Here is a 22,843-nt window from a genome sequence, read left to right on the forward strand (position 1 = left end):
AATTTAATCAATTTGGTATAAATGTGCTCGCGTTGCTCGCTGTCATTGTACTTTGCACTACTATTTTATTAGCCAAAACTGAGCTAGTATCCAAACATCTAATGAAATAACGTTAAAACAATGTCTGAACTCTATCACTGGTTTGATTTATTGGGTGTCATGGTATTTGCCATATCGGGTACTTTGATTGCCTATAGTAAGCATATGGACGGGTTTGGTGTCGTGGTGCTCGCAACGGTCACGGGTGTTGGAGGAGGGACTATACGAGATGTGATCCTCGATGTGCCCGTTTTCTGGCTGCATGATTCAAGCTACTTTATCGCTATTTTCTCTGCCGTTGCGGTGAGTATCTGGGCACTTAACAGGCAAAAGCAGATCCCAACTCAATACCTGCAAATAGCGGATGCATTCGGGCTGGCGTTTTTTGCCGTAATGGGGGTTCAAAAAGCTTTGAATATTGGTATGCCAGACACAACCGCTGTGATTATGGGCGTTTTGACGGGCTGTTTTGGTGGCGTGATCAGAGACGTACTGGCGAGAGAAATCCCGCTCTTGCTCAAGGGAGAACTGTACGCCATCACCTGTATTTTGGGTGGGATCGTTTATACTCAGTTAATCGACTTTAATTTATCGACGGAAGTCGTCATGTTGCTGGCAATGGCCACGACTCTGCTCGCCCGTCTGGCGGCTATGCGCTGGCATATTGTACTGCATGTTTTTAATTACAAAGACTAATCAAAGGACAAGGAATGTCATTAGCAAGAATACTCACACGTGCCCAGGTTGGCATTGAATCTCCCGTCGTAACGGTAGAAGTGCACCTGAGCAATGGGCTACCAAGCTTCAACATCGTGGGCTTGCCGGAAACATCAGTGAAAGAATCTAAAGAGCGAGTGCGCTCCGCGCTGCACAATTCCCGTTTTGTATTTCCTGAGCAACGCATTACGGTGAACCTTGCCCCGGCGGATCTGCCAAAGCAGGGTGGGCGTTATGACCTGGCAATTGCTGTTGGTATTTTGGTGGCGTCGGGCCAGCTTAATGAGCAGGCAACACAGGGGTGTGAATTTTATGGCGAGCTTGCGCTCAATGGCGAGATTAGGGGCGTTACCGCGATTATTCCGGTGGTCATGGCCGCTAAAAATGAGCAGCATAGATGTTATATTCCCGAACAAAACGCAGGCATGGCTCAGCTGGTTGAGTATCAGCAATGCATCGCGGCAAATACGTTGCATGCCTTGTGGTTAGACTTAAGTGGGCAGGCATCATTACCTTTGATGGACTGTGTTCACGCGCAGCCTTCAGATTTGTCTACCCACCCTTTGTTGGATATGAGTGATGTAAAGGGCCAGTCAATGGCTAAGCGGGCACTCGAAATTGCGGCGGCCGGTGGTCACAATATTTTGTTTCTTGGTCCTCCCGGTACAGGCAAGTCGATGCTGGCGCAGCGAATGCCAGGGATTATGCCAAAGATGAGCATCGAGCAGGCGCTGCAGACCGCTGCCGTGTACTCGTTGACGGGAAAGCAGCTGGGTCTCGATACCTGGCGTAGCAGGCCATTCAGGGCGCCCCATCACACCTGCTCAGCTGTTGCATTGGTGGGGGGATCATCCAATCCCAGACCTGGTGAGATCTCCCTTGCACACAATGGTGTGTTGTTCTTAGATGAATTACCCGAATACGAGCGTAAGGTTTTAGACTCACTGAGAGAGCCGATGGAGACGGGTCAGGTGACTATTTCTCGCGCCGCGCAGCAAGTTGATTTTCCCGCGTGCTTTCAGCTTATTGCTGCACTGAACCCGAGTCCTACAGGCTGTCATACTGATAAACGGGCCTCGCCCGATCAGGTACTGAGATATTTAAGTAAAATATCTGGTCCTTTTGTCGACAGAATTGATTTACAGATCGAGTTGCCCAGGTTAAGTACACAGGAATTACAATCATCCAGACAGGAAGTAACCAGTGAGGAGATCCGCAACCGCGTTGAAGCAGCCTTTGCAGTTGCCCTAAACCGTCAAGGTAAAGCGAATGCCAGATTAACCACCCGAGAAATAGAAACTTATTGTGTGCTTACCCCACAAGTCGCACAATTGCTTGCCAGAGCAACTGAGAAACTCAACCTGTCTCCGCGTTCCTATCACCGAATTATCAAGGTCGCCAGAACAATCGCTGATCTGGCTCACCGTTCGGATATAACAGTACCAGATCTGAAAGAAGCGTTGAGTTATCGGGCGTTCGAGCGGCTATTGGGTCAGCTGACTTACAGCTAAGCACTCGGTCAGGTTGATAGCATGTAGCCTTTGCCACGGACAGTAACGATGCGTTTTTGCTCTTTTTCGTCCCCAAGTTTTTTACGCAGTCTGCCTATCAGTACATCAACGGTCCTGTCGCTGGGGCTCCAGTCCGGTTGGCCGATTTCTTCCGAAATTTTGGCCCGGGAGGTCGCTTTACCTGCGTTTGCTATGAGACAGATAAGCACTTTGTGCTCGGCTTCAGTAAGCCTGGCTTCGTCGCCATGTGGATTGATGAGTGTGCGGTTATCCGGGTGAAGTTTAAAATCTGCATATTCGATAAACTCTTCTGATTCATCTTCGCCTTTAGTACCGGCTATACGCTTGTACAGGGCTCGCATGCGCAATTCCAGTTCAAGTAGATCCACGGGTTTACAGACATAATCGTCGGCACCTTGCGCCAGGCCGGCAATTCGATCTGCTTGGGTATCTCGGCTGGAGAGCATGATCACACCAATATCGGTGAGTGTGTTGAGTTCTTTGACTAGATTGAGACCATCCGTTGCGGGTAACACAACATCGACGATGGCCATATCGAATGGGCTACCCTCATTCATCTTGTTACGAACGAGCTGCAATGCTTGTGCACCGGTGTTATCCAGCGTGAGCTGAAATTCAGTATCAGCAAAATGGTTTGCGATCCTTTTTGCCAGTAAGTCGTCATCTTCCACCAGAAGCACGTTAATGTTCATAGCACCGTAACTTTATCAATAAATCACTTATATATTAGCACTGAGAAAACTGGGCTGAGAAGGGTAAGTTGATTATTTTCAAATAAAAAATAATTCAAATAAAACTTTAGTATGAGACTGGTGGCTGAATAAAAATGTGACTATTTTGAAATATCATACAGTTGAATGGTTTTTTATAAAAAAGGCAGCACCTAAGTGCTACCTGTAACCTTACCGACCATACAGGTGTTGCCACCACTGTGGTTGGTCTTTTAAGTGCTTATCAAAGTAGGCGAGCATAGTATCCCACCACTGAAAGCGTCGATCACGGGCAAATATTTGATGATCTGCACCTTTGATTTCAATCAGCTCAACGTCCTTACCCAGCAGTTTCAGCGCCGTATACATGGTATGGCTTTCCCCAACTGGGACATTGACATCGGCATCGCCATGTAACAGCAGCAGTGGGGTGGTAACCTTATCGGCATGGAATACGGGGCTATGCTGCGAATAGAGCTTGGGGTTATTCCAGGGGAAGCTGTGCTTTGAAGCTTCACCTGAATATAGGTAGCCCCACCAACCCTGTCCCCAGTACGAGGTAATATTAGAGATACCGGCGTGAGAAATAGAGGCACTGAACAAGTCTGTTTTGGTTGTCAGTAGCATGGTCATAAAGCCCCCGTAGGAAGCTCCCAGGTTACCGAGGCGTTCTTTGTCGACAAACGGATATTCGGTCAGAAATGCTTTGGTCCCGGCGATAATGTCATCGGCCGTTTGCTCGCCCCAGGCATTGACATGCTGAGCTGAGAAATCCTGTCCAAACCCGGTTGCACCTGTGGGTTGCAATACATAAACAACATAGCCATTTGCCGCCCACAGGTTAAACGGATAACGTCCCGTAAAGGCTCTTGAAACCGGAGACGTACCGCCGTAGTAGTAGATCAATGCCGGATACTGTTTAGATTTATCCAGGTTGTGAGGCAGATATACACGACCCTTAATTTCAGTGCCTTGACTGTTGGTAAAGTTAAACTCCTCGAGCTTCGCAATCTCACTGTTGGCATATGCAAGCGGCGCTGAATCCCACACAGTGCGAGCGCGGTTTTTACTGATATTGACCTGCTTGAGTTGCTGTGGTGCAGAGGCTTGGGTGCCTGCCACTAACAGGTTAGGTTTACGATTATCGGCAATGCTGAAGTGCTCAACAACATCCAGATCCGCGTCCAAACGCGTGTAACGATCTTTGCTCACATCATAGAGATACAGCGGCTGACGATCTTCCTCTTTCACTTTGGCAATCACATCTCCGTTACTGAGCACATCGATACTGCCAATAGCAGGGTTAAACTGCTTGCTCAGAGCTTTAGCGTTTGCGCCTTGGCTATCTAACCAATATAACTGACCGTCATAGTTGTTTGATAACTGGTCTTTGTCAACGGCTCTGCCAAGGCCATTGTTAAACTCTGGCCCTGCCACTACATATACGCCCTTAGCGCCATATTTTGCTTCGTTGAAGGTGCGATACTGGCCAATGACGGTGTGCGAGCCTTGTGTCAGGTTAAACTCAACCAGCTCTGTGAGCATGTGAGGCGGCGCGGCATAATCTTGCACCGTACGGCTGGTAAGAATACGGTTGTTTTTGGCATCATGGTCTTCGAGTGTGTGGCTTTGCTTTCCTTCGGTAAGCGCCTGGATCAGCCCGGTTTTGATATCCAGCAGATAGACTTGTGTGTTGGTCCGTGCGTATGACCAGCGATCCTCAAGGCCCTGGTAGTGTTTTACCAAAGAGGTGTCTTCTGCAGGAGATTTAGACCAGCTAAATATCAGGCTGGTATCGTTAAAGTAGGCAAAGTCGCTTGCTCCTGCCAAATCTTCGGCGATAACCCGAGACCTGAGGTTAGCAAGATCCAGTGTTTTGAGCTGGCCGTGCTGACTGTATACTAGCTGCTCCCCATCCTCGCGCCAGGCCAGTGAAGCTGCGTTAACACCGTCAAGGGTGAAAATCACCTTGTCATCTTCATTGTACAGCGTGGTGCTGGTTAGCGCCTGATTACCTCGGTTTGGCTGGTAATGTTTCTGCGTGACGACATAGTGTTCTGCATCAGGAGAGTATGAAACCGCACTGATCACCGGCGCATCAAATAATTGCTTGGCAGATAAAGTGCGGGTAGATTTACCAGTAAATAGCAGGCGGTCGTGGTCGGTCTTACCATTAAACGCCACCGCGACTTTTTTCCAGTCGGCAACTTGTTCAGCAACAATGATGATCTGGTGATCGCCCGTGGGTAAATTCAGTGTTGAGGTCATTTTGTCAGAATGGCGTTCACCATTGAGGAAAATATGCGCCTTTTCTATGCCATCCAGCACCAGCTCACCCTGAACGAAGCGGTTGACTGAGAACTCCATTTTCATCGCCTGTAGTCCGCCCATAGTCAGGGCGTTTAGCTGCGACAGAGGCTGCCATTTAGCATCAACACCCAGCATAGACACGGTTTTTTCTGCACCGGATAAACTTGGGATCAGATTAGCAATGATGGTTTGTTGATGTGCCGTATTATAGGGCTTAATTGTGCTGGCCTGGCCCAGTGGGCCAATAAACTGGATATCTTGCTTGTCTATTGGAGCGGCACTGAGTGAGGTGCTCAGGGCAGACAACAGCAACAAAGCAGCCGATCTTAACTTCATAGTTTGCGCCTATTGTGGGTAAATTAGACGTATACTATAACATAGACTTTGTGCTTCTCACCCAAGCGTGAGACTAACCTCAGAGTCCCTCATGGATTTGAATTGATCATTCTCTGCCATGAATGGATCCAGCGAATAAACTCGGGCAGGGCTTTGGGCCGGCTGATCAGGTAACCCTGCATTAGTAAGCTGTATTTGTACTTCTCCAGATATTGTAATTCCTCGATGCGCTCAATGCCCTCGGCGACAATATCCATTTGCTGGTTTTGCGCAATATCAATCAGGCTATCGACCAGCACCTGAGAAAAGCGATCAGACTCTATATAAGTGATCAGCGAGCGATCCAGTTTGATCTCAGTAAAGGGCAGGTTTTTCAGTTGCTGTAGGTTGGTAAATCCGGTGCCAAAGTCATCCAAAGACAAATCGAACCCCCGTAATCTTAGCCTGTTGATGGTTTCCAGTTGTAAGCTGCTGACAATCGGCTGGTTTTCGGTGATCTCTATGATCACTTCTTTGGGCTCCAGGCGATTGAGTTCGAGGATCAGTGCCAGTTTGTCGGGGCAACCGCTGTCATTGAGTTGCACAGGCGACAGGTTAAACGCAAGCTTAAACGGGTAATTCAGCTCAGCCCTGAGTTTTTGAAACTCTTTGGTGGCTTTCTCAAACAGCTGGAAGGTCACCAGGTTGATCAAGTCCAGATCCTGGGCCACCCCGATAAAGCGATGCGGTAACAGGGTTTCGCCATGCTGGTGCGAAACAATGCGGGCAAGCACCTCAACACTTTTGATCTTTTTACTGCCGCGATGCACTTTGGGCTGATAAAAGGGGGTGATCTCACTGTTACTGATGGCATACAGCAATTGATCTTCCGTGACACACGGCTCTTCTGTGTCGTCGTTACCAATAAAGCTGTCGAGTTTTTTCAGCAGGCGGTCGACATCATTCAGTTGCACTGGCTTGGCGATGTTGCCGATCAAGTGGGTGTTGTGTTGCCTTGCCAGGTTCGCGGCCAGGTCCATGACCCGGGTTTCCATTTCGGAAATAATCACTATACCGCCTGGGTAGCGCAGCTCTCCCAGCTTGCGGATCAGCTCCATGCCATCCATATCAGGCATATTGAGATCGGTAAAAACCGCATCATATTGCAAAGGGGTTTGCCTGACCAGCTCCAGCGCCTGGGGCGCACTGGCAACGGTGGTAACGTAGTCAACTTCCAGCTCTGCCAGTATGGCTTTCATCACCACCAGAATGGCTTGAGAGTCGTCAACCACGAGAATGTGTTTAGCCTGATGCTGCATAACGCTATCCTTAGTACGGAACCTATTTTCAATTCTAGTACATGGGATGTATAACGCACATAACAGTGAGGTGACAGGGTAAAATAATCACCTCAGACACGAATTGCAGGCTAGGTACTTGCTGATAAAAAGTGCGTATAATGGGCACACTGTATAGTTAACAACGAGTCAGTATGACCCGCATTGAATTTCCTTTAGCAGGCCATCAGGTGTCTGTGTTAGTGAACCGCCAGGAGATCCTTCAGGTTTATCAGGACCAGCAGATGCTGGCACATGAACCCATAGAGGCACAACAGGTTGCAGTGACGGTCGCCGGGCAACAGCTCCGGCTGGACCCCAGTCGGCTTCCGGAAGGGTTATTAGCCGTCGCCGTAAACGAAGAGCCCTGGCAATGGCTCGAAGTGCCGGCTGCGCACAATGATAACAAGGGCAGCTGGTTTGGGCTTGCCGCTTTGGGCTTCAAGTTACTGAAAAGTGCCAATGTGGTTAAAGCAGCACTGGCTGGCGCGTCACTGGCCGGGTATGCCTGGTTGTTTTCCTGGCAGTTTGCCGTCATGTTGCTGGCATGTCTGGTGATCCATGAATATGGCCATATCCGGGCAATGCGTTACTTCGGATTAAAAACCAAAGGGATTTATCTTATTCCATTTGTTGGTGGCTTGGCGGTTAGTGAAGACAAACTCACAACGCGCTGGCAGAATGTCATTATTTCCCTGATGGGACCGGCTTTTGGCTTGCTGGCCTCTGTGGCAGCGGTGGCCTTGTATTATACTACCGGGCTGGAGATATTTGCAGGCGTGGCGGTGCTAAGCGCCTTGCTTAACCTGTTTAATATGCTGCCGATTTTACCCCTGGATGGGGGACACGTACTTAAGAGCATCAGCTTTTCCATGCGCTCCTGGGTTGGTTTGCTGATCTGTCTGGCGGGGATCCTGCTGGGTGTGCTGATCAGTTATACCTTTGGTCTGATGTTACTGGTGTTTTTCCTGGTAATAGGCACGATAGATATTTTACTGGAGTGGCGCGGTCGTCATCAGGCGCACCTGATCCCGCTGGACCGCTATGGACAGATTGTCTCAACGGCACTTTATGTTGGTGTTTGCGCTGGTTTAATTGCCGTTATGTGGCACTTCGCAGACGCCGACAGCGTGTTACTGAGCTTACCCATCAAGGTGCTATCGAACTAGCCTTCGGCCGGTCAGCGCACTGACCGGCACCCCTGCAGCTAAGCCAGAGTCAGCAACAGTGCAATCACAACGCCGCTGACGAGCAACTGAAGCAGGCAAAACCCCATGATGTCTTTTGCTTTTAAGCCAGCAATCGCCAGCACCGGCAGTGCCCAAAAGGGTTGAATAAGATTGGTCCAGGCGTCTCCCCAGGCCACAGCCATCGCAACACGCGCAATGTCGGCGCCCAGCTCCTGGGCCGCCGGGATCACAATCGGTGCTTGCACAGCCCATTGCCCGCCGCCAGAGGGAACAAAAATATTGACCAGACCGGCACTGAGAAAGCTCCATAATGGCAAGGTGGTGCTGCTACTTACCTCGACAAAGCCGCTGGAGATCTGCTGCGCCAGTCCGGTTTTTACCATCACAGCCATGATCCCGGCATAAAAGGGAAACTGGATAGCAATACCAGCCCCTCCTTTTATCGCCTCCTGGAGACTATGCAAGACATTGGCAGGCGTGCGGTGTAACAGGATAGCCAAAAACAGAAACAGCGCGATGACGCTATTGAGATTGAGTGTGCCGTTGGCTGCCACAAAATAATAAAGCAGATAGCCACATCCGAGCAGGCCCACGGCGGTGCCAAGCAACGCACTATGCTCAAGTCGCTCTGCCGGAGTCAGCGTTGCAGGACGATTGTGCGGCTCTGAGTGCGCCAGTTTGGTCGGGTCAACCACGACCTGCGACTGGGCTGGAGGCAGCATAGAGCGGTTAAGCAGGGGCATGATCACCAGGAGCGCGCCCAAAATAAGCAGGTTAAAAGGGGCAAACAAGGTCTGGCTGGTGTTCAGAACACCTATCTGAGCTTCAGCAAAATGTCCCGGGGTGGCAATGGTCAGGGGAACTGACCCGGCCAGTCCGCCATGCCAGACAATAAAGCCCGAATAGGCGCTGGCAACCAGCAGGCGATAATCCACCGCAATCTGGCGAGCGAGTGCTTTGGCAAATAAAGCGCCCACTACCAGGCCAAATCCCCAGTTCAGCCAGCTGGCCAGCATCGCAACCAGAGTGACCAGCATGATCGCCTGAGCGGGTGTGCGCGCCAGGGTTGCCAGTTTATTCAATGCCAAAATACAGGGGCGTGTACTGGCTAACATATAGCCACAGACTAAGATTAAGAGCATCTGCATGGCAAATTGCAGCAGGTTCCAGAACCCTTGTCCCCAGATGGTGATAGCCTCGAGTGGTGAGGTTGGTGTAAACACGCTGGCAAGGGCGAGCACCAGCAGGGTCAGCAGACAGACAAACACATAAGGGTCGGGTAAATAGCGCTCGACCAGTCGGCTGAGTGGCTGAGTGATATGGTTTAGCATGACAAGTTCCCATTGAATGCGTGCGACAATCCGCTTCCTGGCTTAGTGACTTAATTCACTAAAAGTTAGTCAATTAAGCTATATTAGTCGCAGGGAAAGTCGCGCTATTTTTATATTATATTGATTTTTATGAACTTATAATTTTGGCACAAAACATGTTACAGATAAATCATACGATTGAATTGACTGCGCGTCACTAGCTATATGCGCAGCAGCAAATTAACTAAGAGAGGTCTTTATGGCAGGACAGGGTTCTGGAGGCAATGTAATTGCTGCGATATGTAATGTCTTTTTTCCGGGCTTAGGCCAATTAGTGCAGGGACGTTTACTTGCTGCACTTATCTTTGCAGTCATCTGTGTTGGCGGATATGCACTCTGGTGGCTGGTGATACCAGCTGTTTTGGCAGCGATTGTGCAATTATGGTCTATCATTGATGCGGCCAAATATCGCTCATCAGATTGATAGAATAGCCAGCCACAGGCTCAGCGATACGACACTCAGCAGTGTGGATAATACTACGCTGCCCGCGCTGATAGCCTGTTGCACGCCTAGCTGGCGTGCAACCAGATAGGCATTAACCCCCAATGGCGCTGCACTCATCAGGGTGACGACCTGGCGTTGCAGCGGCTCAAGCGCCAGCAGGGTTGCTGTCAGGTAAACACACAAAGGCAGGAGCAGTAGTTTGACGACGCTGAGCATCAGTGCCGGGCACCACACCGGCCGAAATCCGTACTGAACCAGACTGGCACCCAATACAAACAATGCACCCGCAATCGCGGGCTGGGCAAACCACTCCATGCCTGATAACAATAGTGCCGGCAGGCTCAAAGACATCAGATTGGCAACGAGCCCGAGGCTGATGCTGAGTACAACCGGGTTTAGAAACAGCGGTTTGAGCCATTCAAGGCCGCCATTTGCTTTTCGGGCCAGTACAAAGGTCAGTGAAAACAACACGGCACTGTGCAGCGGAATGATCATAAACACCATGGCCGCAGCTTGCTCGCCGAGCGCGGCCAGAATAACTGGCAGACCCACCACCACGGTATTTGAGTAAGTGCTATTCAGTGCGCTAAGCGCCGCATCGCTCATGCTGAGATTAAAGCGAACCCGCAGCAAGACGAGTACCAGTAGGTACAGCACCACTACCGGTAGATAAAAGGCCAGCAGCAGAGAGGCCGATGCAACCTGCGACAGATCGGCACGAAACATACTTAAAAAAAGCAGTACGGGAATGGCGAGATTAAAAATGTAGACCCGGATCCCGTCCAGCTGTGCGCCAGAGATAAAACGGATCCGTGCAGCCAAAAAGCCACAGGTGACGACGAAAATCAGTGGAAACAGAATATCAATGAAAGTCACGGCTTACTCGTTGGTTGCGACGGGGGGCTCTGGCAATGCAATAAACTATTATACGGGTTTATCTCTACTTAACAATGCAGTGGCGTGTGGTTAAGGTATACTTACAGGGTTGTATTAAATGAACTTGAAGTGACTATGGAGTATCAGTTTATTCGCGATCCTATCAGTGGGTTTCGCGTTAAAATGTCAGCTGAACATGAGCTGGTGGGGCGTTGGTTGAACGACGAACTTGAGCATGCGGCATTGCCGGGGTTACTGGCGCGACTAAAGGAGATCAAAGCGACCCGGGATGAGTTTTGTCTGGAAGGACGCGAGGTGCGCCTGATTGTGTCACACCAGGAAGCCCTGTTTGAAGCCCACGACTTATACCATGAGCAAACAGATGCGTTGTCGGCTTACAGCGATGATGCGCTTGCTCTGGAAGAGCATGGCCTGAGCGCAGGTTGCGGCTTCGAAGACTTCGAAGCCCTGTTGCTCGACTGGCAGGACTTTATTCGCCGTCGTCGTTAGCTGGTGGCTTGCTGAGGCGGGGCACCATACAATTGCTCTGCCCGATTAAATAACACCCAGGATGTGAGGATATACTTGTCATTAGAGCGAGGCATGTTGCCCCGGTGCGTGTGTGTAAAGTAGGCCGGTGCAATAACCATGGAGCCTTGCTGTGGCTTGATACGTTTATCCTGATAATGAAACTCGGTTTCACCGCCTTCCTCGACATCGTTGAGATAAAACATAAACAACAGTACCCGGTGCAGCGCTTCGTTGTGCTGCAATTGTGGGTAAACTTCACTGTGCCAGTAGGGGTATCCGCCTTCATTGGTTGGATAGCGCTGCGCCTGAATAGAGCCTAAGCGGAACAATTGCTGAGTTAAAATCGGTAACTGAGGCTTGCCCACTTCTTCAAAGTTATCAACGGTTAAGTTAACGGGCTTGCCGGTTTTGGGGTGATAGACACTCAGTCCAAAGGCCCCAATCATCATAAAAAAGTGCTCTTCAATATAATCGAACAGGTATTTCGACGTAGTTTGTTGAATGTGTGTTAATTGCTGCGCATAATCCGGATATTGATTTAAATACAAATCCTGACTGACTTTCTTACTGAGGTCGATACCTCCTGAGGTAGTCCCCTGAGCCAGGTGAGGGCTGTTATCAAAGGTCTGAATAAACTGCTGGCAAAACTCAGGACTCAGTGCATTTTCATAAATGCGAATAAAATCAGTCATGTTGATATCCAAAATTGGTTAGAATTATTATGTTGTCAGAAACTCTTATGCCGCGTTTCAGTGAAACGGATGTCCTCGGACACATCAACAATACCGCACTCCCGGTATGGTTTGAAGCGGCGCGCACGCCTATTTTCAAAATTTTTACACCGGATCTTAATCCACATCAATGGAAGCTGATTGTGGCCAAAGTGGAGGTGACCTTTAAAGGCGAGCTGTTTTACGGACAAGCGGTTGAGGTTAAAACAGCCATTGAAAAAATTGGCAACAGCTCCTTTGTGATCTTACAGCAGGCCTGGCAGCACGGTGAATGCTGCGCTGAGGGCCGTACTGTGATGGTGCGTTATGACTTTGCGGGAAAAGCCGCACAGCCACTGAGTGACGAGGAAAAAGCGGCACTCGCACAGTATGCGTTATAACGTTGGCGCTTTACTTGGTACGAAACTGATGTCCAATAGCCGCCGAAATACAGGGTTTAACAACAAACTCGTAGCGGGTCGGCTCGTCATCAATCTTAGTGATCTCTAACAGTTCGTAGTCGTTTAACTCGATGATCCGGGTACCCGGCGTTATTTCACAACGCGAGCGACTGTCCGATTCATACTCGTAGATGAAATAAGTGAGTACGTTTTGCAGGTGGCGCTCGTAGTTGTCGGCATTTTTTTCAAATGTGGATAGCTGCACCTTGATTTCATCAAGCTCAGCTTGTTTTTCTGCCAGTTTTGCTTGTGTCACATCATCAAGCCCTGAACCTGCAATGGCGTCAACATTCGCGCGCGCGATGACATTCTGAGATTCCTCTGGCACCGCAACATTGACCTTAATTGACTGACCGGTGAAGCCTTCGAAGATATGCTGCAAAAAGCTATTTACGCCTCGTGACATACCGGTTGAGGATATAAACACCGCCATTTGATAGAGCAAAAACAAGCCAAAGAAAAAGCGCACCAAGCCCGTGGTGACAGGATACTGGTAATCCGGGCTGTGCCACCATTTGTGTAAGCCAAAGGGTCTCAACAGCATCAGTACAAACAAATAGGCTGGCTGGATGAGCTGCAGCACTATCAGTAACAAAATGCTGGTAGTGACAAACCAGGTCGGTACGGACAGCAACATGCTAAAGTTATGGGAATAGGGCAGGTGATCGGCATTAACCCCGGTGATGTCATTGACCATGCCAGCCGCCTGAGCCAGTGCATAGTTGGCAATAAATGCATAAAACAATAAGATCACGGCCTTGCCGGGCAAGCTTTCCCAGAGATGAATAAACCTGGGCCAGAATTCCCGGGTCATGGCTATCAGTGCCAGCAGCGATGCGCCCAGATAGAGCGAGCTGTCTTCTGGCACCTCATTAAAAATGCCAAGCAGGCACAGTATGGTCGCTGAGCAATAACAGCGCTGTGCGACATTGAGTACCTGCCAAAATGCCAGCCATTTTTTTTGCACCACAACGAGGGGAGCTAATGCGTTTTGCATCGCCCCGGGTATTGTCAGTTTCATTATTATTATTCCGTTCCCTGACTTTTTAGAGAGTGGGGGGGGAGTTCCCCCCCTTTTGCTTGCTCCGTTATAGCATTGGCTTGAGATATCGTCCAGTGTGAGACGCTGCACAGTCAGCAACCTCTTCCGGCGTGCCTGCGATCAGGATCTGGCCTCCGCCAGCGCCACCTTCCGGACCCAGATCGACTATCCAGTCAGCGGTTTTGATTACATCCAGGTTGTGCTCTATCACCACCACCGTATTGCCATGGTCACGCAGGCGGTGCAGTACCACCAGAAGCTGTTGAATATCATGGAAGTGCAGTCCTGTGGTGGGCTCATCCAGAATATACAGAGTTTTCCCTGTGTCTCGCTTGGACAGCTCGCGGGCAAGTTTAACCCGTTGCGCTTCACCCCCTGACAAGGTGGTGGCTGCCTGGCCCAGTCGAATGTACGACAGGCCCACGTCCATCAGGGTTTGGAGCTTGCGCTTAATGGCCGGGATCTTATCAAAGAACTCGCGGGCATCTTCTACAGTCATTTCCAATACTTCGTGGATGTTTTTGCCTTTGTACAGGACTTCTAAGGTTTCCCGGTTATAGCGCTTACCGGTACACACATCGCAGGGCACATAGACATCAGGCAGGAAGTGCATTTCGACCTTGATCACCCCGTCGCCCTGACAGGCTTCACAGCGACCGCCTTTGACATTGAAGCTAAAGCGGCCAACTTTGTAACCCCGCGAGCGTGCTTCCTGAGTACCAGCAAATAATTCCCGGATCGCCGTAAAGATCCCGGTATAGGTGGCCGGGTTAGAGCGCGGCGTGCGACCGATCGGGCTTTGATCTATGTCGATCACTTTGTCGAAGTGCTCCAGACCTTCAATAGACTGATAAGGCGAGGGCTCAGCAACGGTTGCCCCGTTCAGCTCTCGGTGTGCCAGCTTGAATAGGGTGTCGTTGATCAGGGTTGACTTACCAGAGCCAGACACGCCGGTGACACAGGTCATCAGGCCAAACGGGATCTTCAGGTTGACATCTTTAAGGTTGTTCCCGCTTGCGCCATGCAAAGCCAGCCAGTGCTCACCCGGCTGGTGGCGTTGTGCTGGGATAGCAATGGCTTGTTTGCCACTGAGATACTGACCGGTCAGTGACTCTGGGTTGGCCATAATGTCGTCGCGGCTGCCTTCAGCGACCACATAACCACCATGCACGCCGGCACCCGGGCCAATATCAATAATGTGGTCCGCGGCGCGGATGGCATCTTCATCATGTTCAACCACAATCACGGTATTACCGAGATCGCGCAGATGCGTTAAAGTGCTGAGCAGGCGATCATTGTCTCTTTGATGCAGACCAATGGAAGGCTCGTCCAGTACATACATCACCCCAACCAGGCCGGCACCAATCTGGCTGGCCAGCCGGATCCTTTGCGCTTCACCACCGGAAAGGGTATCGGCACTGCGTTCCAGTGACAGATAATTAAGGCCAACATTGATCAAAAAAGACAGACGATCGCGGATCTCTTTCAATACTTTTTCTGCGATCTTGGCCTTTTGGCCACTAAGCGTAAGCGTACCGAAAAAGTCACAGGCTTCGCCGATACTCATAGTAGTGACAGCCGGCAGGTTAGTCGCGCCAATGAATACATGGCGGGCTTCTTCTCTGAGCCGGGAACCTGCACATTTTGGACAGGCCTGGCTGGTTTGATACTTAGCCAGTTCTTCGCGGACTGAGGCCGACTCGGTTTCACGATAGCGGCGGTTCATGTTGTTCAGTACGCCTTCGAATTCATGATTGCGGGTGATCAGATCGCCGCGATCATTGCGATAATTGAAAGCAATTTTGGTGCGCCCCGAGCCTTCCAGGACGACCTTTTGTGCATCGCTTGGCAGGTCTTTAAACGGTACTTCTAAATCAAAGTCATAATGTTCGGCCACCGAGCTGAGCATCTGATAATAATAAAAACTCCGTTTGTCCCAGCCCTTAATAGCGCCTCCGGACAGACTCAGCTCCGGATTTTGCACAACCCGGCTGGGGTCAAAGAATTGCCGTACGCCCAGGCCGTCACAACTCTGACAGGCGCCGGCGGGGTTGTTGAAAGAGAACAGCCGGGGCTCCAGTTCAGTCATGGCATAGCCACAGGTTGGGCAGGCAAAGTTGGCGGAGAACACCAGTTCTTCGTCCAGGCTGTCGTCCATGGCGGCCACCACAGCGATACCATCGGCCAGTTCCAGCGCGGTTTCAAAAGACTCGGCCAGTCTTTGTTCCAAGCCTTCCTTCACTTTAAACCGGTCAACGACCACTTCAATCGTGTGCTTTTTGTGTAATTCCAGCGTGGGCGGATCGGATAAATCGCATACCTCACCATCAATACGGGCACGAATAAACCCCTGGCTGGCGAGCTGCTCCAAAAGCTTAACATGCTCCCCTTTGCGGTTTTTCACCACCGGGGCCAGCAGCATCAGCTTGCTGCCTTCGGGATGGGCCAGTACCGTATCCACCATCTGGCTGATGGTTTGTGCCTTGAGGGGTAAATCGTGCGTCGGACAGCGCGGCTCACCAACACGGGCAAACAATAAGCGCAGATAATCATAAATCTCGGTAATGGTCCCGACCGTTGAGCGCGGATTGTGAGAAGTCGACTTCTGCTCAATAGAAATCGCTGGCGAGAGCCCTTCAATATGATCAACGTCAGGCTTTTCCATTAGCGACAGGAATTGTCTGGCATACGCCGAGAGCGATTCGACGTAGCGGCGCTGTCCTTCGGCATATAAAGTATCGAATGCCAGCGATGATTTCCCCGACCCCGACAGACCGGTGATCACAATGAGCTTGTCGCGCGGTATTGTCAGAGAGATGTCTTTGAGGTTGTGCGTGCGTGCACCTCTAACTTCTATTTTATCCATGGTGGCCTTATTTGCTGTACAAACTTACAGTGTTTTTCTCAGACTCCAAGAGTACCCTATCCTGTCTGTAAAATTAAGCTATCTTGGCTAAACTTACGAGAAACCTTGAAACCGGGGATCACATTTGCACTGGTTTGCTTTGATATGTGCGCTGTTCACGCCTCTGGTAGCAGGGTGTGAGTTGGTTGTGCGGTTTGAAAACTACGCGGCACAATCCCGTTTAGACAGCACCTTAAAGTGGCATGGTCTGGATGTCGACTTTGCCAGAGCCCTGCTCGATGAAGCTGGTTGCGATTACCAGTTTATTAATGTGCCGTGGGCACGCGCTCTGAAAATGCTGGCTGACGGTGAGCTTGATATGGTGCTCAGCGTCACCCGCACGCCCGAGCGGGAGCAGTTTGCCTACTTTATTGGTCCGCAAAGAATGGAAACCATTGTATTTGCGATGAATCAGCTGCGGCCTTATTCGCTGCAAACTCTGGCAGACCTGTTTAAACTCCCGGTGCCCGTTGCCGTTCAAAAAGGGGCATTCTATGGTCATGTATTTAATGAAATGCTGTTACGCGAACAGAGCAAAGCCGAGTCGCAGCGCTTTATTTATGTGGCGGATAATCAGCGCAAACTGAGTCTACTGAAACACGGACGGATCGCCGGTTTTTTAGAGGAAAAGTTTAATGTGCTGTATCAGTCGCAGCATAATCCCGACTTTGCCCAGATCACGGTAAGCCCGCTGGTGGTCAATCGGGAGCCTGTCTATTACGCCCTCAGCAAACAGTCGGTGTCGGCAAAAGACAGGCGCCTCCTGGCGGCGGCGTTTGAGCGGCTGCAACATTCAGGGCGGCTAAAGCAGATCCTTGCCAAGTATGGATTAGATTAAACCCCGGTTTTTCTCACTAAAATCCGATCTGGTCGTCAACACCGGGTTACTTTTTTGCTAGACTAGCGCCTGTTTTTGTCTTAGCCAAATAAGTGTCATGTCGAAACAATCACTTAACTCTTTAGAAAAACGTGCAGCCATTTCACTGGCAAGTGTCTTTGCCTTTCGAATGCTCGGGCTGTTTATGCTGATGCCGGTGCTGGCAATTTACGGCCAGTCACTCACTGATGTGTCGCCATTGTGGATTGGTTTGGCGATCGGTGCTTACGGGCTGACACAGGCACTGCTGCAAATTCCCATGGGCTGGCTGTCTGATCAATTTGGTCGCAAACCCATTATTGTTGCCGGTTTAATTATGTTTGCTGTTGGCTCTGTGATAGCGGCGCTGGCTGAGTCGATTTACTGGGTCACCGCTGGGCGCGCCCTGCAGGGCATGGGGGCGATTGCCAGTGCGTTGCTGGCACTGGCTTCTGATCTGAGTCGGGATGAGCAAAGACCCAAAGTGATGGCGGTCATTGGCATGTGTATTGGTCTGAGCTTTGCGGTGGCCATGCTGCTGGGCCCGATGGTTGCCGCGGCGTTCGGCATTGCAGGTATCTTCTGGTTAACGGCAGCGCTGGCGATACTCGGGATCGGAATTGTGATGTTTATCGTGCCGAGTGCCGTAAACCGCGCACCAAAAGGAGATACGGTTGCCAGCATGGCCGACATTCGTAAGCTGGTGCGCCATCCACAGCTGGTACGACTGGATCTTGGCGTGTTGCTGCTACACTTAACGTTGACGACGTTATTTGTCGCGCTACCGGGACAGCTGATTGCAGATGGCCTGGCAGCACAGGACCACTGGCAGTTGTATATTCCCGTCTTATTGCTCGCGTTTGTACTGATGGCACCCCTGATGATAGTGGCCATTCGCAAACAAAAAGAGAAGCAGGTATTTCTGGCGTCAATTGCCCTGTTGGTGCTGAGCACCCTGGCTTTGATCCCGGCGGCAAATTCGCTGGTCGGCATCGCGGTGGCGATGACAGTCTATTTTATAGCGTTTAATTTTTTGGAAGCTACTATGCCCGCTTTGGTATCGCGTATCGCACCCGCGACCCAAAAGGGTTCGGCGATGGGGGTGTTTTCCTCCTCGCAGTTTTTTGGCGCATTTGCCGGTGGTGTTATGGGCGGCTACCTGGCCCAGCATTTTAATCCTCAAACTGTGTTTGCTGCGGCTGCGGCAATTGGGGTAATATGGCTATTTATTGCGTGGCGTATGCAAATCCCGGTGCGAAGTAAAACTCTCAGTTTTGTGACTGAGGTTGATGAGCCAGAAAAAGCCGATGAATTGGCCGATCAACTGGTCGCATTACCCGGGGTGATCGAAGCGACCGTTGTCAGTGAAGAAAATCGTACCTACTTGAAAGTAAACGATAAAGAATTTGATTTAAACCAAGCAAAGCAAGCCCTGGGCTTGCGCTAGCTTGCAATAGTGTGAGGAGAGGGTGCCATGGCACGCGGTGTAAACAAAGTTATTTTGGTTGGTAATTTAGGCCAAGATCCTGAAGTACGTTATATGCCTAACGGAAACGGCGTAGCGAACATCAGTATTGCAACGACCGACAGTTGGAAAGATAAAAACACGGGTCAGTTGCAGGAGCGCACTGAATGGCACCGTGTAGTGCTATTCGGGAAGCTGGCAGAAGTAGCGGGCGAGTACCTGCGTAAAGGATCACAAGTCTATATCGAAGGTCGCTTGCAGACACGTAAGTGGACAGATCAAGGTGGACAGGAGCGTTATACCACAGAGATCGTTGTAGACATGGGTGGCCAGATGCAAATGCTGGGCGGTCGTGGTGAACAAGGTGGCGGCCAGTACCAGGGTGGACAGCAGGGTGGTCAAAACTATGGCCAGTCTAACCAGTCTAACTATGGCAACCAGGGTGGCCAGTCTCAGTATGGACAACAGCAGCAGGGCGGTTTTGCACCTCAGCAAGCACAACAGCCTCAGCAGAACCAACAACAAGGCGGCGGCTTTGGTGGTGGTCAGTCTATGGGTCAGCAACCGCAGCATAATGCGCCTGCACAAGGCGGCTTCGCGCCTCAGCAAGGCAATGCCAGTGGTAACACCGGTGGCAATGCAAGCGGCAGCGCCAGCAACCCAATGGAACCGCCTATCGACTTTGATGACGATATTCCGTTCTAAGCAAACACAACTGTGTTAGTGTTGAAAAATACTCTAGAAAGCCGCTGTTGAGCGGCTTTTTTAGTTTATGGGAAAAAGGAGAAGCCATCTGTCACGCTAATTGACAAATGCAGGTAAGATCCGCTCTGCGACAATTTGCTGTGTTGCATGGTCAACATGATGTGCTGTTACTGCAATAATTAAGTCTAACTCTTCAATCAAAATGATGTATATGCCACCACCGCCTTGGGCTGAGACACTCGAATATTTTTTATTCTTGTATTGCAGGTCTGAACTCCACCAATAATAACCATAGCCTTGATTGGAGACGTCTTTACCACCTCCGAAAACTTCATCATCTCCCGTTGTGATAAGTTTGCTTGTGGATCTGGTCATAAAATCTCTGTCAATTATTTGTTTGCCTTTCCATTTACCCTTATTTGCCGCGAGTATGCCCATTTTTATCATGTCTCTTGATGTTAAGCTCGACCTCCATATCGATTCGGGTAATCCACTTGGTGCAGTCTTCCAGTCAAAGTTTGTGATGTCTAATTGTCCCAATAACTCAGTCTTAATAAATGTTTCAATATTGCCGGGTATAACCACCTCAACTACCTGCATAATAAGCTGAGGGCCAATATCGTAATAAAAGCTTTTCGATTCGGGTGTTATGGCTGCGCTGTTCTCGAAAAGAAATTGAATTTCTTTTTGCCCTTTGACTAATGAAGGGTTCTCAAACATAGACTTACGGGTTACATCGCTGATCCGAAGACCTGTCGTCATTGTTAAAGCTTGGTGCAAGGTAATTTGATTTGCACCATCAACAAATTTTGCAGCGTCCAGTTTGTTCAGGAAGCCCGCCACGGGTTTGTCTAAGTCATCCATACTTAGATAACCCAGCTGAATGGCACGACCCAGTAACATGCCTGTATAAGCCTTGGTCACTGAAGATTGAGGGTGAGATAAGTCTACGCGGCCTCTCATGTAATATGACTCAAATAACAGCTTGCCCTTGTGGTGAATTAGCAGGCTGTCAAAATTACCATGTCTTCCTTTGGCAAGCTCATCAGCCAGAGCAAGAATAGTGGCTTTTTTACCGCCATCAACGCCCAACTCACCAACGACTAAGCCATCACCTCCCGGGGCTGGCTTAACATCTATAAAAGCCTGTGGTAGTAAAGAAATATCCCAAAACTCACGCTTTATTTCAGGTTGTCTCCAGTGTTGTATTATTGCTTCGTCAGCACTGGCAGTTGGCGCAGGTTGTTTTGTAGGCTTCAAACCCGATTCATTGCCTGTGCTGCAGAAGCTACAGACAATAAACAACAGTAGTAGCTTGTTCTTCACACGAGTCAAAACTACTCCATATCGGTATATGTTATTGATGAAACTCATGGAACCCTGCTTTTAGTTGATTTAATTTTTGATGAATAATGTAGCTTTATTTTTAGTGCATGATCTACTAAAGCGATAATTCAGGTTTGTGTAGAGGACTGAAAAATAGTTTGAATAGGGTGTGAGCGTAAGCACGTAGGTGCAAGATTTTAAAGCTGAGGTTGACGAGTTACAGTGCCATCATAACGCTGGTTGGGCTGTGTTTATTAGCTCGCTGAGGAATCTGTGTCCGCAACTTGAGTTTTAGCCGGACTTGAACAAAACTTGGAGAAGGATTCTAAGGCTTGTGTAGTGGCATGCGTCGATTTGTAAGGTCAGGTAATGAAGTTTTTTCCGGGTGGGGTATGCGCGCGGTAAGCTTGGTTGTCTGGCTGTTGGTCAACGGCGCATTGTGGCAATTTACGCAGGCGCAAATAGTGCAGCAAGCGGGTGAGTTGCAAAGCCATTTTACCCAGCTTGGCGCGTCGGTTAGCGTTGCACGCTCAGGTGAGTTTACCACCTTGATACACCATTATGGGTTTGTTGATCAGGCCCAGACAGCCAGTGTCTGGCTGTGGATGACAGACAGTGTTCCTTTTCAGTTTTCTGGCTCCGAGTTGTTGCTCTCACCAGTCCCCATTTTGCAAGACTGTCTACCGGTTGTGGTGTTTATAAATTTGCTGCTGCTGGTGGCTGGGTATTTACTGTTTAGATGGATGAGAAACCAGGCTCATACACATGGCGTTGTGACCCAAAACCAGGCTATTACCTCTGATTTAGCACCTGATACACAGGCCAAAGCGTTAGCAGCAGAGGCCAGTCGCAAAGTGTCCGTGTTTGCGATGCTGAAGTGGCGCCAGGCACTGCCCGATGAGCTGGATCCGCAAAGCCATTTTAGCGTAACACTGGCGCGATGTTTTGCGAAATATGAACGCTGTTCATGTAAGTACCTGTCGTCTGGTGCGCTGGTGATGACACTGTCACCGGTTGATAAAGTGGATGTTGATGCGCTGGCACGGCGGATCCATGAAGTGGTTTATCAGGCCTTGTTGTCTTTTCGCCCGGATCTGTCACGCAGTACGGTTAAGTGTGGGGTGTGCTTTTATGCCAAAGGGGCCGATCAGGCCATGGTATATCAGGTGGTGCGTTCGGCACTGAGCATAGCGCAGAGTAATGTTTGGCAGCATGTCCACATTATGCCGCTGAATCATACCTTGAGCACCAGCTTGCGCCGGGCTGAAAGCGAGATCATTGATGATATTAAAGCCGGTCGGTTTATGTTGTTCTTTCAGCCGCTTTTTGGCTTTGCGCAACAGGATGTGATCCAAAGTGAGGCGTTATTACGGGTTCGTCATCGGTCTTTGGGGTTGATGTCTGCCGGGCAATTTATTCATAAAATTCATCAGGCTGAACACCTGATGCTGCTGGATAAAACCATGGTGCGTCATGCGCTCAATGCCCTGACCAAAGAGCCCGCGGGCTTTTCAGTGAGTGTTAACTTACATGTGCTCAACTGGAGTAATGTGGAGTTCATCGATTGGCTACGTGAGCAGGTCAGAACGTCGGGCCGGGCAAGCGATATTGCGTTTGAACTGACATTGCAGGACTTTTATCAGCACGAAGAGTATGCAAGGCAGGTCCTCACGACTTTGTCTGAATTAGGCTGCCGGTTTGTGTTGGATCATGTGAACGCGTCAGTAAAACTTGAAACGCTGCGCGGATTTGGCCAGGTAGCGGCACTTAAACTGGCGTTTGAGCTTATCCACGAAGTGCATCATTCAGCCAAGCGACGCAGTGTTGTGCGTCAGGTTGTGGCGCAGGCCAAAGAATTGGGTGTACCGGTTTACGCCGTAGGTGTCGAAACCAAAGAAGAATTTGAATGTATCACCAAGCTGGGCGTGGACGGCGCGCAGGGATACTATTTCAGCGCACCTTTGCTTCAGCTGGAGCAGAGCCTCTAGGGTTTCTAACATA

Annotated in this window: 19 protein-coding genes; 10 read left to right on the forward strand and 9 right to left on the reverse strand. The window is 49.9% G+C overall.

All coding sequences use genetic code 11. The features are described 5' to 3' along the window. The first annotated feature begins 120 nt into the window (after positions 1 to 120). Both TW77_RS12320 and TW77_RS12325 read left to right on the forward strand, forming a co-directional pair. Positions 121 to 735, forward strand: coding sequence for a trimeric intracellular cation channel family protein (locus tag TW77_RS12320; RefSeq protein WP_046005286.1), 615 nt, complete (start codon positions 121 to 123; stop codon positions 733 to 735). A 14-nt stretch (positions 736 to 749) separates the two neighbouring features. Continuing rightward, positions 750 to 2,267, forward strand: a complete 1,518-nt coding sequence (locus tag TW77_RS12325) for a YifB family Mg chelatase-like AAA ATPase (RefSeq protein WP_046005287.1) — start codon at positions 750 to 752, stop codon at positions 2,265 to 2,267. An 8-nt stretch (positions 2,268 to 2,275) separates the two neighbouring features. Here TW77_RS12325 and TW77_RS12330 read toward each other — a convergent pair whose 3' ends face one another. The 3 genes from TW77_RS12330 to TW77_RS12340 all read right to left on the reverse strand — a co-directional run bounded on the left by TW77_RS12330 (position 2,276) and on the right by TW77_RS12340 (position 6,942). Then, complete coding sequence (locus TW77_RS12330; RefSeq protein ID WP_046005288.1) at positions 2,276 to 2,980, reverse strand: response regulator transcription factor; 705 nt, start codon at positions 2,978 to 2,980, stop codon at positions 2,276 to 2,278. A gap of 210 nt (positions 2,981 to 3,190) precedes the next feature. Next, complete coding sequence (locus TW77_RS12335; RefSeq protein WP_046005289.1) at positions 3,191 to 5,644, reverse strand: alpha/beta hydrolase family protein; 2,454 nt, start codon at positions 5,642 to 5,644, stop codon at positions 3,191 to 3,193. A gap of 89 nt (positions 5,645 to 5,733) precedes the next feature. Then, positions 5,734 to 6,942 carry an EAL domain-containing response regulator gene (locus TW77_RS12340; RefSeq protein ID WP_046005290.1) on the reverse strand — a complete coding sequence of 403 codons (1,209 nt, stop codon included), beginning with the start codon at positions 6,940 to 6,942 and terminating at the stop codon, positions 5,734 to 5,736. Positions 6,943 to 7,115: 173 nt separating this feature from the next. Here TW77_RS12340 and TW77_RS12345 point away from each other — a divergent pair, with 173 nt between their 5' ends. After that, positions 7,116 to 8,129, forward strand: a complete 1,014-nt coding sequence (locus TW77_RS12345) for a site-2 protease family protein (RefSeq protein WP_046005291.1) — start codon at positions 7,116 to 7,118, stop codon at positions 8,127 to 8,129. 38 nt (positions 8,130 to 8,167) lie between these two features. On the opposite strand, the gene TW77_RS12350 is transcribed toward TW77_RS12345, so the two are convergent. Next, entirely contained in the window at positions 8,168 to 9,481 is a 1,314-nt protein-coding gene (locus TW77_RS12350) for a short-chain fatty acid transporter (RefSeq protein ID WP_046005292.1), read from the reverse strand. Positions 9,482 to 9,719: 238 nt separating this feature from the next. On the opposite strand from TW77_RS12350, the gene TW77_RS12355 reads away from it, so the two are divergent. After that, the gene (locus TW77_RS12355) at positions 9,720 to 9,944 is read left to right on the forward strand and encodes a hypothetical protein (protein ID WP_046005293.1); all 225 of its coding nucleotides are present in this window, start codon (positions 9,720 to 9,722) and stop codon (positions 9,942 to 9,944) included. Here the strand turns inward: TW77_RS12355 and TW77_RS12360 are convergent. After that, a complete protein-coding gene (locus tag TW77_RS12360) occupies positions 9,936 to 10,841 on the reverse strand; it encodes an AEC family transporter (RefSeq protein WP_046005294.1) in 906 nt (301 codons plus the stop codon). The two genes, TW77_RS12355 and TW77_RS12360, sit on opposite strands and share 9 nt — an antisense overlap. Before the next feature lie 135 nt (positions 10,842 to 10,976). Between TW77_RS12360 and TW77_RS12365 the strand changes: the two genes are divergently transcribed. Beyond that, the gene (locus tag TW77_RS12365) at positions 10,977 to 11,351 is read left to right on the forward strand and encodes a YacL family protein (protein ID WP_046005295.1); all 375 of its coding nucleotides are present in this window, start codon (positions 10,977 to 10,979) and stop codon (positions 11,349 to 11,351) included. Here the strand turns inward: TW77_RS12365 and TW77_RS12370 are convergent. Then, positions 11,348 to 12,064: a 2OG-Fe(II) oxygenase gene (locus tag TW77_RS12370; protein WP_046005296.1), complete on the reverse strand. Its 717-nt coding sequence runs from the start codon at positions 12,062 to 12,064 to the stop codon at positions 11,348 to 11,350. The genes TW77_RS12365 and TW77_RS12370 overlap by 4 nt on opposite strands. A gap of 29 nt (positions 12,065 to 12,093) precedes the next feature. Here TW77_RS12370 and TW77_RS12375 point away from each other — a divergent pair, with 29 nt between their 5' ends. Then, positions 12,094 to 12,483, forward strand: a complete 390-nt coding sequence (locus tag TW77_RS12375) for an acyl-CoA thioesterase (protein ID WP_046005297.1) — start codon at positions 12,094 to 12,096, stop codon at positions 12,481 to 12,483. 10 nt (positions 12,484 to 12,493) lie between these two features. Here TW77_RS12375 and TW77_RS12380 read toward each other — a convergent pair whose 3' ends face one another. Both TW77_RS12380 and uvrA read right to left on the reverse strand, forming a co-directional pair. After that, positions 12,494 to 13,564, reverse strand: coding sequence for a hypothetical protein (locus TW77_RS12380; protein ID WP_046005298.1), 1,071 nt, complete (start codon positions 13,562 to 13,564; stop codon positions 12,494 to 12,496). A 67-nt stretch (positions 13,565 to 13,631) separates the two neighbouring features. Next, positions 13,632 to 16,451 carry an excinuclease ABC subunit UvrA gene (gene uvrA, locus TW77_RS12385; protein WP_046005299.1) on the reverse strand — a complete coding sequence of 940 codons (2,820 nt, stop codon included), beginning with the start codon at positions 16,449 to 16,451 and terminating at the stop codon, positions 13,632 to 13,634. A gap of 124 nt (positions 16,452 to 16,575) precedes the next feature. On the opposite strand from uvrA, the gene TW77_RS12390 reads away from it, so the two are divergent. From TW77_RS12390 to ssb, 3 genes are all read left to right on the forward strand, one after another. Next, on the forward strand, positions 16,576 to 17,328 hold the full coding sequence (locus TW77_RS12390; protein ID WP_046005300.1) for a substrate-binding periplasmic protein: 753 nt from the start codon (positions 16,576 to 16,578) through the stop codon (positions 17,326 to 17,328). A gap of 97 nt (positions 17,329 to 17,425) precedes the next feature. Continuing rightward, positions 17,426 to 18,793, forward strand: a complete 1,368-nt coding sequence (locus TW77_RS12395; protein ID WP_046005301.1) for an MFS transporter — start codon at positions 17,426 to 17,428, stop codon at positions 18,791 to 18,793. 27 nt (positions 18,794 to 18,820) lie between these two features. Continuing rightward, entirely contained in the window at positions 18,821 to 19,516 is a 696-nt protein-coding gene (gene ssb, locus TW77_RS12400; RefSeq protein ID WP_046005302.1) for a single-stranded DNA-binding protein, read from the forward strand. A gap of 96 nt (positions 19,517 to 19,612) precedes the next feature. Here the strand turns inward: ssb and TW77_RS12405 are convergent, their stop codons facing one another. Beyond that, entirely contained in the window at positions 19,613 to 20,890 is a 1,278-nt protein-coding gene (locus TW77_RS12405) for a serine hydrolase domain-containing protein (RefSeq protein WP_240479485.1), read from the reverse strand. Between the two features lie 344 nt (positions 20,891 to 21,234). On the opposite strand from TW77_RS12405, the gene TW77_RS12410 reads away from it, so the two are divergent. Then, entirely contained in the window at positions 21,235 to 22,830 is a 1,596-nt protein-coding gene (locus TW77_RS12410) for an EAL domain-containing protein (protein ID WP_052713165.1), read from the forward strand. The last annotated feature ends 13 nt before the right edge of the window (positions 22,831 to 22,843 follow it).

Origin of the sequence: Pseudoalteromonas rubra, assembly GCF_000967655.1 — a bacterium.
Classification (GTDB): domain Bacteria; phylum Pseudomonadota; class Gammaproteobacteria; order Enterobacterales; family Alteromonadaceae; genus Pseudoalteromonas; species Pseudoalteromonas rubra_A.